Genomic DNA, 13,343 nt, shown 5'->3' on the forward strand with positions numbered 1-13,343 from the left:
CGAGCATGCCGGAGAAGTGGAAAGTAATGATTGCCGACGATGAAGGGATTATCCGTGAAGGCATCCGCCAATGCGTAGACTGGGATAGCCTGAGTATGACTGTGGTAGCTGAAGCAGAAGACGGTGAAGAGGCGCTGGAGCTGGCGGTGCACCATTCCATTCATATTGCACTGGTTGATCTCAACATGCCGATTATGCATGGAATGGAACTGATGAGACAGCTGAGAGAACAGTTGCCCGGCTGCAAAATCATTGTTATCACCGGCCATGATGAATTCTCCTATGCCCAGGAGTCGATCCGCCTGCAGGTGAATGACTATATTCTGAAACCTGCTGAGCCGAAGCAGCTGATGCAGGTACTCCGCGGTGTCCGGGGGGAGCTGGAGTCGGAGAAGCAGCAGAGCCAGCATCTGCAGCAGGCCTCCCGGCAGCTGCAGAAGAATTTCCCGCTGCTGCGCGAGCGCTTCTGCCAGGAATGGCTGGACGGGAATCTGAGCCAGGCGGAGATCAGGGAGCAGCTGCAATTCCTGCAGCTGCCGCCGGAGCGGCCGGAGCGGATCGGCATTATCCGCTGGAGATGGGAAGGCCAGCATCCGGGGATGAAGGAGAACGAACGCCAGCTGTTCCTGTTCGCGATCGAGAATATCATCACGGAGCTGCTGGAGCCGTATACCAAGGTGATCTTCCGGGATACCGCCGGACTGATTGTTATTCTGCTGTGGGATGACGCAGGCGAGCAGGTACTTGCCGGAGCTGAAGGTGCTGTGCGCAGCAATCTCAAAATTGCTGTAGAAGTCGGCACCCGGCTTGTACAAGGGGAGATCACAGAGCTTGCTTCAGCCTACCGGAACTGCCGGGTGGCCCTGGCCAAAGAGCAGCCGCTGTCACCTCTCGTCCGCCGGGCGAAGCAGTATATACAGGAGCATTACAGCGAATATGGGCTTACCCTGGAGGGGATGGCCGGCCAGCTTCTGGCCTCACCTGTATATCTCAGCCGCCTATTCAAGCAGGAGCTGGGCGAATCCTTCGGCACGTATTTGACGCAAATACGAATCCGCCGGGCCACCCAGCTGCTGCATTCAACAGAGCTGAGCATCCATGAGGTGGCTGAGCAGTCGGGGTATGAGACGCAGCATTATTTCAGCACCGCGTTCAAGAGGCAGACCGGCGTGTCGCCCCTGCAGTTCCGCAAAGGGGTGCAGCCTGAGGATGGGGGTGACGGCAGGCGCAGAAAAGAGTAGGATGTTCATATATACATACCGCAAGGGGTGCGCAACTTGGAAGAAGTCAATTCTATGAGCAATACCGGAACAGCCGGCGAATACAGGCAAGCTGCACTGGGCAGCATCGAAGTCCTGGAGTTGTGTCTGGAGAAATTTGCGTTCACGGAGCTTACCAGACAGCAGATGAATCAGTTTTTCAGACTGTCCTCAGGGCCTGCGGAAGCGGAGAATATCACCAGAAGAATCTCGGGTGTTTATATGGCTTTCTTAAGCAAGACCAATTTCAAACTCAAGACTGCAGAGAGTAATAGTCTCCTGTTCACCCAATTGAAGCAGGAGCTGGAAGAGATCAAGACAGCACTCCGTGAGCTGGATTAAGCTTCACAATATGCAGGCTACCAAATATTCAGTTGATGACAAGAAACCGCCGATTCGCCGATGAACGCGTGTGCTTCCGTTGGAGGGGGCGATGTAGAAGGATTAAGCCAGCCGGAAACTTCCGGCTGGCTTCTTGCTGCGCCGTACCCCTAATCACCACCCCGCAACATACACGTCACTGTGCGTTTGACGCCTCACACATCACACTGTGCAACAGTATCGCCACCCCGCTGCACACAGCCTGTACACTGCTTGTACACCATCACCTGCACCATGACTCTATGGTTCCCGCTCAGCGGCCATCACTCAGCGCCGCCACCCTACGCCGTCCACACAGCGCTACACAGTCGTCATTCCAAGCTTGCCGCGTGCTGCACCACACTCAGTATGGGTTTCCCTATCCGATCAGTTGCTACGGACATGAGATGCCTTATTTGCGCGCAAACGTGCATTTTCCGGGGGGAATGGACCTGAGAGCACTTATTCCCCTCGGGCAAACAGATTTCGGAGTATTAACTGCACTTAAAGGCTCTGGTGTCCGTTAGCAATATAAAGCATGCAGTTTGTTTGAAATAAACTCTGCTGTGTCCGTTAGCATCAATTGGATTAACAATTCAACCATTTATTCAGCCTTCAGATGCTCCGCGCGACAAAAGTTCTGATTTTATAAAAACAGTAGTCTGAGTGTAAATACGCCCCATAGCCCCCGTTGCTATACTCAACATGTCACACGGGAGCACTCGTGGAAGACAACAGAATAGTCCAGGGGGTAGTGCAGGAATGAAAAAATATTCAGTGATCACGTTGCTACTAACACTCGTACTTATCTTATCCGCATGCGGCAGCAACGGGAATTCATCAAACGGCACAGATGCGTCCAAAGGCAAAGTAGGCATTGCAATGCCTACGAAATCCTCGGAACGCTGGGTGAATGACGGCAACAACATGGTGAAGGAGTTCGAGAAGCTGGGTTACGGCACCGATCTGCAGTATGCCGAGGATGTCGTGGAGAACCAGGTATCCCAGATCGAGAATATGATCACCAAAGGCGTGAACGCGATTGTAATCGCTTCAATTGACGGGGAGGCCCTGACGGATGTGCTGCAGAAGGCGCATGATGCGGATGTCAAAGTTATCGCTTACGACCGTCTGATCAAAAAAAGTGAATACGTAGATTACTATGCAACCTTCGATAATTTCAAGGTGGGCGTGCTGCAAGGCTCCTACATTGAAGAGAAGCTTGGCCTGAAGGACGGCAAAGGCCCGTTCAATATCGAGCTGTTCGGCGGATCGCCGGATGACAACAATGCCTACTTCTTCTTCGACGGAGCGATGTCGATCCTGAAGCCGTATATCGATTCCGGCAAGCTGGTTGTCCGCAGCAAGCAGCTTACGATGGATCAGGTAGCTACGCTGCGCTGGGACGGTGCCGCGGCCCAGGCGCGGATGGATAACCTGCTGAGCGCTAACTATGCCAGCGATAATCTCGACGCTGTATTGTCTCCTTACGACGGCATCAGCATCGGCATTCTCTCCTCCCTGAAGGGTGTGGGGTATGGTTCGGGCGACAAGAAGCTTCCGGTAGTAACCGGTCAGGATGCTGAACTGGCTTCGGTGAAATCCATTCTGGCCGGAGAGCAGACGCAGACCGTATTCAAGGATACCCGTGAGCTGGCCAAGAAAGCGGTGGAGATGACCGAAAGCGTGCTGAAGGGGACGGAAGCGGAAGTCAACGATACCACAACCTACGACAATGGTGTCAAAATCGTTCCGTCCTACCTGCTGGAGCCGGTGTCTGTGGATGCTGGCAACGTAGACAAGGTGCTGGTAGACGGCGGCTATTATACCAAAGATCAGCTGGGAGAGTAACCGGCTGCCAGTTATATAGCGGCCAACCGGCGGCAGTCAGGAATCAGGGCAGCCGCCGGCAGCCGCTGCACAGTCATAAGGAAAGCTGGGTGAGAGACACTTGAGTGAATATATCTTGGAGATGAAAGGCATTACGAAGATATTCCCCGGCGTCAAAGCGCTCGCGAATGTCAATCTGCAGGTTAAGGCAGGCGAGATCCACGCCCTCTGCGGGGAGAACGGAGCCGGTAAGTCCACGCTGATGAAGGTGCTTAGCGGAGTGTACCCGCATGGTACCTACGAAGGGGATATTTTGTACCAGGGACAGGTATGCCAGTTCAAAGATATCAAGGACAGTGAAGGCCTTGGCATCGTCATTATCCATCAGGAGCTGGCGCTGATTCCGTATTTGTCGATTTCGGAGAACATCTTCCTCGGCAATGAGCAAGCACGGCGCGGGGTGATCAACTGGAACGAAACGACGGTGAAGACCAAGGAGCTGCTTACAACCGTCGGCCTTAAGGAATCGCCGTTTACCGGAGTATCAACGATAGGTGTCGGCAAGCAGCAGCTCGTAGAGATCGCCAAGGCGCTCTCCAAGGAAGTGAAGCTGCTCATTCTCGACGAACCGACGGCGGCGCTGAACGAGGATGATAGCGAGAACCTGCTGCTGCTCATTCTGGAGCTGAAGAAGCGGGGGATTTCCTCAATTATCATTTCCCACAAATTGAACGAAATCGAGAAGATAGCGGATTCTGTAACCATTCTGCGCGACGGACAGACCATTAAGACGCTGGATATGAAACGCGATGCAGTTACTGAAGATGTGATTATTAAGGGCATGGTCGGGCGCGATCTGACGAACCGTTATCCGGAACGGATGCCGGAGCTGGGAGAGACGATCTTCGAGATCCGTAACTGGGAGGTCTATCACCCCACACAGCAGGACCGCAAAATGCTGGACCAGATCAATCTGCACATCCGGCGCGGCGAGGTAGTCGGCATTGCCGGGCTGATGGGCGCGGGACGTACAGAGCTGGCGATGAGTGTGTTCGGCAGGTCTTACGGCAAACGGATCAGCGGACAGATCTTTATGCACGGCAAAGAGGTCCAGCTGAATAATATCAGCCAGGCCATTGAGAACGGACTGGCCTATGTCACTGAGGACCGCAAGCAATATGGGCTCATCCTGATCGACGATATCAAACGTAACATTTCACTAAGTAATCTGAAGAAGCTGTCCCGCCGCGGCGTAATCAATGAGAATGAGGAAGTGCTGGTCGCCGAGGAATACCGGAAGAAGCTGAACATCAAGACGCCGAGCATTCTGCAAAAAACAGTGAATCTCAGCGGCGGCAACCAGCAGAAGGTGGTGCTCAGCAAATGGATTTATGCCCAGCCGGATATTCTGATCCTGGATGAGCCTACCCGCGGAATCGATGTAGGGGCCAAATACGAAATATACTCCATCATTAACAGTCTGGCAGCAGAGGGTAAGGGTGTGCTGGTCATTTCATCTGAACTGCCGGAAATTATCGGGATGTGCGACCGGATATACACGATGTGTGAAGGGCGTATCAGCGGGGAAGTGGAACGCAGGGATGCATCGCAGGAGCTGTTGATGAAATTTATGACACGAAGCAGGGGGTAACACCGCATGGGAGCCATTACTGAACTTTTCAAAAAGAATATCCGCCAATACGGCATGATCATTGCCTTGATCTTTATTTCTATCTTCTTTCAAATTATGACGGACGGCATTCTGCTGAAGCCGCTGAACGTAACCAATCTGATTCTGCAGAACAGCTATATTCTGGTGCTCGCCATCGGGATGGTACTCGTCATTATCACCGGGCACATTGATCTGTCAGTAGGTTCGGTGGCCGCCTTCATCGGCGCACTGTCCGCCATTATGATGGTCGATATGGAGATGAATCCTGTACTTGCTGTGATTCTCTCATTGCTCATGGGAGCACTCGTTGGTGCCTGGCAGGGCTTCTGGGTCGCCTATATCAAAATCCCGGCGTTTATCGTTACCCTGGCGGGGATGCTGCTGTTCCGCGGTTTGACGATGATCGTGCTGAACGGGCAGTCGATAGCGCCTTTTCCCAAGACTTTTCAGAAGATCAGCTCGGGGTTTATCCCCGATATCGTTAGCGGCAGCTCACTGAATGTGCTTACCCTGGTGATCGGAGTCATCCTGTCCGTTCTGGTTGTCTACCAGGAATACCGCAGCCGCAAAATCACCCTGAAATACGGCTTCGAACAATCTCCGGTGTGGATATCTGTAGTTAAGGCGGCGGCACTGGTCATTGTTATCAACCTGTTCACTTATGTCATTGCCCAATACAACGGGATTCCGAACATTCTCGTCATTCTGCTGGTGCTGATCGCGATTTATTCGTTCGTAATGAACCATATGACGATGGGACGGCATATCTATGCGCTGGGCGGCAATGAGAAGGCGGCAAGCCTCTCCGGGGTCAAAACCAAGCGTGTCACCTTCTGGGTATTCGTCAACATGGGTGTGCTGGCCGCGTTGTCCGGTCTGGTGTTCGCTGCACGGCTTAACTCGGCTACACCCAAAGCCGGCACTAACTTCGAGCTGGATGCCATTGCCGCCTGCTTCATCGGCGGTGCATCCGCTTCCGGCGGGATCGGGACTGTGGTCGGCGCTATCATCGGCGGTCTGGTCATGGGGGTCATGAACAACGGCATGTCGCTCGTCGGCCTCGGTGTTGACTGGCAGCAGGGCATTAAGGGTCTGGTGCTGCTGCTGGCGGTCGGCTTTGATATTTATAATAAGTCGAAGACGGCTTAGGATTGAATTGCCGCCGGAATTGCTCCCTGAGAGGGAGCAGTTCCGGCTTTTTTGACATAAAGATCTCAGGCAACACTTGCGGCATTACGCCCGGCCATGGATAATAGCATCTAAGGCGAAAAATATTTCATCACTGTGACAGGAGGCCACAGATGCAGATTATTGCCATGCTGACCATGCTGATTGACCACATCGGCTATATTTTTTTCCCGGGTGAGCTTGCCTGGAGATATGTGGGGAGAATTGCTTTTCCGATTTACTGCTACGCGCTGGTGCAAGGGCATATACATACTTCATCGAGACCACGCTATCTGCGGCGGCTGCTGGTGATCGCCCTGCTTGCCCAGATTCCGTACAATTTAGCACTGGATCCAGGGGGCTGGAATGTGGTGTTCACCCTCCTGTTGTCGGCGCTTGTACTGACGCTGCTCGATAAGCTGCCGAATCTGTGGGTTGGAATTCCGGTGGTGATTGTTTCTGTGCTGATCATGGATCATCTGCCGCTGGACTATAATGCGTACGGGCTGCTTCTGGTACTGATTTTCCGGTATACCCGTTCGTATTGGCTTGTGCTGGCTCATTTTGCGCTGAATGTATTTTATCTGTTCTATTACAATTGGCTGGTGCAGATGGCCAGTATTGTGCCTACCATTCTCATTGCGCTGACCCCGGGCTTCTGGATATTGCTGGAGCGGAGACGGCTGCCGCGCTGGGTCTGGTGGTCATTTTATCCCGCACATTTAGCGGTACTTGCGTTGGTAAAGATTCTCTTTTTCCAAGATTGGGTATCTATAGAGTGGCGGAGTTTATTTACCTTTTGAAGGAATGATAGATTCTGTCCTCTTCATTTACAAATCCTTCCTCCTTTGAGATGATGGATACGTTACCACATTATGAGCTAGAGGAGACATGCTATGAGGAAAATGAAAGCAAGAACCAAATGGATAGTGCCGTTTCTCGCACTGCTGCTGATCCTGGCAGGCTGCCAAACCGTCGGCGGATTTGATGTCAACAAGGCACTGCTCGGGGATCTCGATGTGAAATCCTCAGAATCAAGTACGACACTTACCTTAAGCGCTGTTCCTGCAGTAGGCATCCGTGCGGAGGATCAGGAGATTGTCGATCTTATTAATTCAATATCCCTTACGCTTGGAAGTGTGAAGCTGCAGGACAACGGTAATGTCTCGGCATCAGGAATTGTGGGATACAAACAGCTCAAAATTCCGTTCTCCTTCTATGTGGATCAAGCTAATATTGTGTTTACCGCGGAAGGGGCCAAGCAGCCGTTCTACTTCCCTATCCAGGGGTATGAAGATACCCTCGGCATAGAAGGTCTGGATCAGACGAAGACACTGGAGCTTTCCAAGCTGATCTCCCAGTTCGTGGTTAAGAACCTGCCGAATCCTGGAGCAATTACGGTTGCCTCCGTATCGGAATCTGTATATGGCCAGCAGACGAGCTTGACGAAGCTACATACCGAAATTACGGGTGAAGAGCTTCCGGTGCTGCTGAAGAGCTTCCTGAGATCTATCTCCAAAGACACTGAAGGCTTCACTGCCCTGATCAGCGGCCTCTATGATTATCTGTATCCGCTGCTGGAGGCTTCAGGTGAAGATCTGAACAGTCTTGGCTTCGGGGAGATCCCGCTGGATGACAAAGAAGGCGTAGTCACTGTAGCGCATGATGCTGCCAAGCTGGCAGTGGATGCTCTCCTGCTGGTCTACGACAAGCAGCTCGAGAGTCTCTATGAGAGCACACCTGAACTGAAGACTGTTCTCGGCAAAGATACGAAGCTGACCGTGGACCTGTTCGTGGACAGCGGTTTCCATGTCCGTAAGCAGAACATTGACCTGAATGTTGCTCTTCCGGCCAGTGAGGATCTGCCGCTGCAGAGTATCAACGTGAAGCTGGTTTCAGAGACCTGGAATGTGAACGGTCCTGTAACGGCTGATCCGATCAGCACAACGGGCGGCATTGATTTCTCGTCAGCGCAGCTCACTCCGGGTGAGACGCTGAGAAGCTTTGAACAAGGTTCTGCGGTCTATAACCTGCTCAAGGATGATATGGGAATTACGTCCAAGAGCCTGATGATCGCACCGGATGATGATTACTATTATCCTATCGTGGACAACGGCACAACGTATGTTCCGCTGCGTTATATTGCAGAGGACCTGGATGCAACAGTAGAGTGGGATGCAGCTAATCGCGCGATTAATGTAACCGATGATGTCTACGGCGATCTGCTGGTATTCAAAATCGGCTCCGCGCAGGCACAGATTGCCGGCACTACCGTTAAGCTTCCACAACCTGTATTCGTGGATGAATACGGTGATGCCTATGTGCCGCTGCGTGTTCTGGCACAAGGTCTCCATGCTACCGTTGAAGTGGATGAAGACGGATATATCTGGATTGACCGTCCGTAAGGTTTAAAGAGGTAAGCATGAAGCCGGAACCCCTGAGAAATTGGGTGGTTCCGGTTTTTTTTATATTCAGGTATAGTGAAATTAAAGAAAAGGATAAAATTTCAGGTAAATGAAAGGGCGGCTAGGATGCAGCGGATCATTCTAATCTACAAACAATTCTTAACAGAACCTCTGTGGTTTAAGATTCTTATTATTACCACATTGCTTGCGGCCGTTATATTTAGCAGCTCCTCTTTTCCGCAAAATGGTTATTATCAGCTGATCTCTAAATTAGCAGCAGCAATCTTTTTTACGGCCTATGGCGTTAATTTCCGTTCAAACACCCGGGTTTCTGCTGTTTTTTTTGTAATGGCGGCGGTTTGCATTTTGCTGTCCTGGAATATCTGGAAGGGCCATCTGTAAGCTAAGCAGAATTTGAAATACAACAGCCGAAACCCCTGAGCGATTGATTGGTTTCGGCTTTTTGGCCTGTCTATTAACCCGAAATACACTGAAATGAACGAACCTACAATATCTTGACAGGAAAGGTTTATTGCAATAGACTTACCGGTAAGAGGTCTATTTCATTAAACCTATGAGGAGTGAGCAGGATGGAATCCTACAAATTATTCGATGCCGAATATAAATTCGCTTGCCTGGTCTGGGACAATGAGCCCGTTAATTCAACAGAGCTGGTGAAGTTAAGCCTGACTAAGCTGGGCTGGAAGAAGTCCACGACTTATACGGTACTAAGAAAGCTGTGCGAGCGGGGAATCCTCAGGAATGAAGGGGCAACTGTGACTGCCATCGTCCCAAAATCAGAGGCACAGCGATACGAGAGCCAGACGGTAATAGATAAAGCTTTTGACGGGTCGTTGCCGCAATTTCTGACCGCCTTTCTGGGAGACAAGAAGTTGTCTGCGAAGGAGGCGGCGGAGCTGAAGAAGATTATAGAGGAGGCGACCCAATGATAACTCTGTTAGTCAGTATCCTGAACATGAGCATTACGGCAAGTTACGTGGCAGTAGAGGTGATCCTGGCGAGAGTTCTTCTGCGGCGCGCTCCCAGAATCTTCTCCTATCTCCTGTGGCCGGCTGTAATGATCAGACTGGCCATCCCTGTCAGCTTCACTTCAAGCTTCAGTCTATTGCAGCTCGTCCAGCCTGAGGGCCAAGGCGGCACAGGTGCAATTGAATTCGTACCACACAATATTGGAACGCAGCTGCAGCCTGCTGTAGACCCTGGAATAAGCAGCGCAGGAAGCTTTATAAATAGCTTTCTTCCATCCGCTGCTCCGGCAGCCAGTGCTAATCCTATGCAATTCATTCTATGGGCAGGAAGCATAATCTGGCTGACAGGTGCTGCTGTACTCCTTCTGTACAGTGTTATCTCTTATTTGAGAATACTTCGCAGAGTCCGTACGGCAACCCTCGTTATGGATAATATCTATGAAACGGATCAGATCACTACACCCTTCGTCTGCGGGTTCGTGAAGCCGAGGATCTATCTTCCGGTTGGAATAGGGGCCCACGAGCTGTCCTATATCGTACTGCATGAGCAGACTCATATCAGCAGACGGGATTATCTGATTAAGCCGCTAATGTACCTGCTGGTGATTATCCATTGGTTTAATCCGCTGATGTGCCTGTCTTATGCACTTATGAGTATGGATATGGAGATGTCCTGTGATGAAACGGTCGTCAAGAAGCTGGGCCCGCAAATTAAAGCAAGCTACTCGGGCTCCCTGCTTGCTCACTCCATCCGCCGGAGCGGGTTATTCACCGGCAGTCCGCTAGCTTTTGGAGAGAGTAGTGTGAAGGCCAGAATTAAGAATATTCTCGCATATCGTCAGCCCAATTCCGGGGTGGTTGCAGGCTCTATACTTGTGATTGTTACGCTGATAGTAGGATGTACCGCCAATCCTAAGCCGGTGCTGAATTCACCGCAATCGCTTTATTCCGGTTATGCGGTGGATCAGCTTATGGAGAGCAAGACAAACTTTGTGGGGGATAATAGCAAGGTGGTTGCGCTTATTGGTGAAATGCCATTGCCGGCAGGTTTGGAAGGCGCAGGAATCGAGCTGAAAACAGGCTCCCGCCCTTATGAATTAACGATCAATTACTCCATGAAGGATGCTCCCGGAATGATGAAGGATGGGGCAATAAGTATGGAGATTTTTTACCGGAATTCGATTCTGCTCTTCAGCCTGATTGATAACGTTGACAGTATAATCAATGTGATTGCTGACCACACAGGACAATATGAGGGTGTCACCGCTTCTTATACCTTTACAAGAGAGCAGGTGGAAGAGCAACTCGGAGAGGATGCACGGCTGTATGCTGCAGATGAAGCGGGCCTGCGTCAGCTGATTGACCGGTTGGAGAGTTTATCTGTTTTCGATTTAGGAGCTAGAAGCGAAACCAAGGACATCTTTGCGTCAGAACCGGCCAACCGCGACAATTAGAGCTAACACGATAAAGACGATGTTAACGCCGATTTCCCGGTATTCCTTACGCTTAATGTGGAAAATAGCACCCCCAAGGACGATCACCGTAAGCGCGGCTGCGGCAACCGGCGTTAACACTGGTACTGTATTCAGTGCATAAGGAAGGATCATTCCAAGTGCCCCCAATAGTTCGGCTGCCCCTATAAAGATCACTAATGCCTCGGGAACATCCGATACCCATCCCCAGGATTGTTTCGCCTGCCCGTACCTGAATGCCTTGAGCCAGCCTGAATATACAAAACCTGCTGCTGCTATTCCCTGTACAATCCACAATGCAATATTCATGAAATGACTCCTCCAGATTACTTATTTGCCGTTCGTTACTGGTATAATAGCCCCATTGAAGCAGTACGCGAAAGTAGGCACTTTTAATAAACATAGTGAAGAATAAGTAACCATACGCAGGATAAGGAGCTGGAGGCTATGGAATCGTATTGTAAGTTTGAGTCGGCACTGGACATTCTGATCGGGAAATGGAAGCCTGTTATCCTGTTGCAGCTAATTAACAAAGGCACCATGCGATTCGGAGAACTGCAGAAATCCATTCCGGATATTAACAAGAAGATGCTCACCCAGCAATTAAGGGAGCTTGAGTATAACGATATTGTGCACCGCGAAGTGTACAATCAGATTCCGCCAAAGGTTGAATATTCAATCTCAGAATACGGGAAAGGGCTAAGCTCTGTGCTGCAGGTATTGAATGACTGGGGAGTTTCTCATATTGAGCATATGAAGAAGAAACCGTAGTACCTGATGGAGGCTAATGATCTGCCATAGCTTTGCTTATTGATGTACAATCATAATCATTAATCTATGGAGCCAATCCGTTTATGTTATACAGTTTAATCTCAGAGGAGCAGTGTATATGCAAACGGATGAGCAGGGGTGGGAAAATAATCAGAAGCGAAGGGCTGGAGTCCTTTTTGAAGTGCTGCTTGTATCTACTAAATTGGGTTTTACTTCGTTTGGAGGACCGGTTGCTCACCTGGGTTACTTTCACAATGAATATGTACGCCGCCGGAAATGGATGGATGAAGGGAGTTACGCTGATCTGGTGGCTCTTTGCCAGTTTCTCCCTGGTCCGGCGAGCAGCCAGGTTGGAATCGGCATCGGTGTTGTAAGAGCGGGTTTACTGGGAGGTATAGTTGCATGGCTAGGCTTTACTTTACCTTCTGTCATTGCACTGGTTGCGTTTGCCTTTTTGCTTCAAGGCTATGATATAGGCTATGCAGGCTGGATTCATGGACTGAAGATTGTTGCTGTAGCGATTGTTGCCCATGCGGTGCTTGGTATGGGGCAAAAGCTGACACCTGACCGGGATAGAGTAACCATCGCTGTTATTGGAGCAGCCGTTACATTGTCTTGGCAGACGGCCTACAGTCAGGTGCTTACGATTGCGGCAGCTGGCTTAGTTGGTGTATGGCTTTATCGTAAAAATGCTGCGGTTGGCACAGCAAATCTTCACATTTCAATCAGCCGATCCTTTGGTATGGTCTGTTTAGGATTATTTTTTGGTCTGCTGGTAGCTCTCCCATTACTCCGAGGGACAGCAGAAGCGGGAGCGTTAGCGATATTTGACAGCTTTTATCGTTCAGGCTCTTTGGTATTCGGCGGCGGACATGTCGTGCTTCCGCTTCTGGAAAGAGAGGTAGTCCCAACAGGCTGGGTTAGCCAGGCAGATTTCCTGGCAGGATATGGAGCCACACAGGCGGTTCCGGGTCCGTTATTCACATTTGCCGGTTACCTAGGGGCAATGACCGGAGGTGTCTCCGGGGCAATGATTGCCACCTTCGCCATTTTCCTGCCTGCCTTTCTTCTTGTCATCGGCGCACTCCCTTTTTGGAACAGCTTAAGAAAAAATCCAAAAATTCAAGGAGCCCTGATCGGGATTAATGCAGCTGTAGTTGGAATTTTACTTGCTGCCTTGTATGATCCCCTGTGGACTACCGCTATTTTGGAGCCGATGGATTTTGCCCTGGCCGTCATTCTATTTATTATGCTGGTTTTCTGGAAGCTTCCGCCCTGGGTGGTAGTTGTAGCTGGGGCAGCGGGCGGAATGCTGCTGGGAGTATTCTAACACTTGGCTATAACAAATAATTATAACCAATCATAACGGATGGGTAGAACGGTATAGCAGACCTTCTATGCTATATTGTTTGTATAAT

13 protein-coding genes are annotated in these 13,343 nt (G+C 50.6%); 12 read left to right on the plus strand and 1 reads right to left on the minus strand.

The features are described from left to right. The first annotated feature begins 5 nt into the window (after positions 1 to 5). From PBOR_RS15200 to PBOR_RS15245, 10 genes are all read left to right on the plus strand, one after another. Complete coding sequence (locus PBOR_RS15200; protein ID WP_042212969.1) at positions 6 to 1,241, plus strand: response regulator; 1,236 nt, start codon at positions 6 to 8, stop codon at positions 1,239 to 1,241. 36 nt (positions 1,242 to 1,277) lie between these two features. Beyond that, positions 1,278 to 1,601, plus strand: a complete 324-nt coding sequence (locus PBOR_RS15205; RefSeq protein ID WP_042212971.1) for a hypothetical protein — start codon at positions 1,278 to 1,280, stop codon at positions 1,599 to 1,601. A gap of 780 nt (positions 1,602 to 2,381) precedes the next feature. Next, complete coding sequence (chvE, locus tag PBOR_RS15210; RefSeq protein WP_042212974.1) at positions 2,382 to 3,470, plus strand: multiple monosaccharide ABC transporter substrate-binding protein; 1,089 nt, start codon at positions 2,382 to 2,384, stop codon at positions 3,468 to 3,470. Positions 3,471 to 3,570: 100 nt separating this feature from the next. Beyond that, positions 3,571 to 5,100 (plus strand): multiple monosaccharide ABC transporter ATP-binding protein, encoded by a 1,530-nt coding sequence (gene mmsA, locus PBOR_RS15215; RefSeq protein ID WP_042212976.1) that lies wholly within the window; start codon positions 3,571 to 3,573, stop codon positions 5,098 to 5,100. 6 nt (positions 5,101 to 5,106) lie between these two features. After that, the gene (gene mmsB / locus PBOR_RS15220; protein ID WP_042212978.1) at positions 5,107 to 6,270 is read left to right on the plus strand and encodes a multiple monosaccharide ABC transporter permease; all 1,164 of its coding nucleotides are present in this window, start codon (positions 5,107 to 5,109) and stop codon (positions 6,268 to 6,270) included. A 152-nt stretch (positions 6,271 to 6,422) separates the two neighbouring features. Further along, positions 6,423 to 7,091 (plus strand): TraX family protein, encoded by a 669-nt coding sequence (locus PBOR_RS15225; RefSeq protein WP_042212980.1) that lies wholly within the window; start codon positions 6,423 to 6,425, stop codon positions 7,089 to 7,091. 93 nt (positions 7,092 to 7,184) lie between these two features. Next, positions 7,185 to 8,693 carry a copper amine oxidase N-terminal domain-containing protein gene (locus PBOR_RS15230; protein WP_052429490.1) on the plus strand — a complete coding sequence of 503 codons (1,509 nt, stop codon included), beginning with the start codon at positions 7,185 to 7,187 and terminating at the stop codon, positions 8,691 to 8,693. 75 nt (positions 8,694 to 8,768) lie between these two features. Beyond that, positions 8,769 to 9,095, plus strand: coding sequence for a hypothetical protein (locus PBOR_RS37720; RefSeq protein WP_157764044.1), 327 nt, complete (start codon positions 8,769 to 8,771; stop codon positions 9,093 to 9,095). A 188-nt stretch (positions 9,096 to 9,283) separates the two neighbouring features. After that, positions 9,284 to 9,643 carry a BlaI/MecI/CopY family transcriptional regulator gene (locus PBOR_RS15240; RefSeq protein ID WP_042212985.1) on the plus strand — a complete coding sequence of 120 codons (360 nt, stop codon included), beginning with the start codon at positions 9,284 to 9,286 and terminating at the stop codon, positions 9,641 to 9,643. Further along, complete coding sequence (locus PBOR_RS15245) at positions 9,640 to 11,136, plus strand: M56 family metallopeptidase (RefSeq protein WP_042212989.1); 1,497 nt, start codon at positions 9,640 to 9,642, stop codon at positions 11,134 to 11,136. Before PBOR_RS15240 ends, PBOR_RS15245 begins: the two co-directional genes overlap by 4 nt. On the opposite strand, the gene PBOR_RS15250 is transcribed toward PBOR_RS15245, so the two are convergent. Then, positions 11,110 to 11,463, minus strand: coding sequence for a DoxX family protein (locus tag PBOR_RS15250; RefSeq protein ID WP_042212992.1), 354 nt, complete (start codon positions 11,461 to 11,463; stop codon positions 11,110 to 11,112). The two genes, PBOR_RS15245 and PBOR_RS15250, sit on opposite strands and share 27 nt — an antisense overlap. A gap of 138 nt (positions 11,464 to 11,601) precedes the next feature. Here PBOR_RS15250 and PBOR_RS15255 point away from each other — a divergent pair, with 138 nt between their 5' ends. Both PBOR_RS15255 and PBOR_RS15260 read left to right on the plus strand, forming a co-directional pair. Next, positions 11,602 to 11,925, plus strand: coding sequence for a winged helix-turn-helix transcriptional regulator (locus tag PBOR_RS15255; protein WP_042212994.1), 324 nt, complete (start codon positions 11,602 to 11,604; stop codon positions 11,923 to 11,925). Positions 11,926 to 12,043: 118 nt separating this feature from the next. Continuing rightward, the gene (locus tag PBOR_RS15260; RefSeq protein WP_042212997.1) at positions 12,044 to 13,255 is read left to right on the plus strand and encodes a chromate transporter; all 1,212 of its coding nucleotides are present in this window, start codon (positions 12,044 to 12,046) and stop codon (positions 13,253 to 13,255) included. Positions 13,256 to 13,343: the final 88 nt, after the last annotated feature.

It is taken from the genome of Paenibacillus borealis (genome assembly GCF_000758665.1).
In the GTDB taxonomy this organism is placed as follows: domain Bacteria; phylum Bacillota; class Bacilli; order Paenibacillales; family Paenibacillaceae; genus Paenibacillus_AQ; species Paenibacillus_AQ borealis.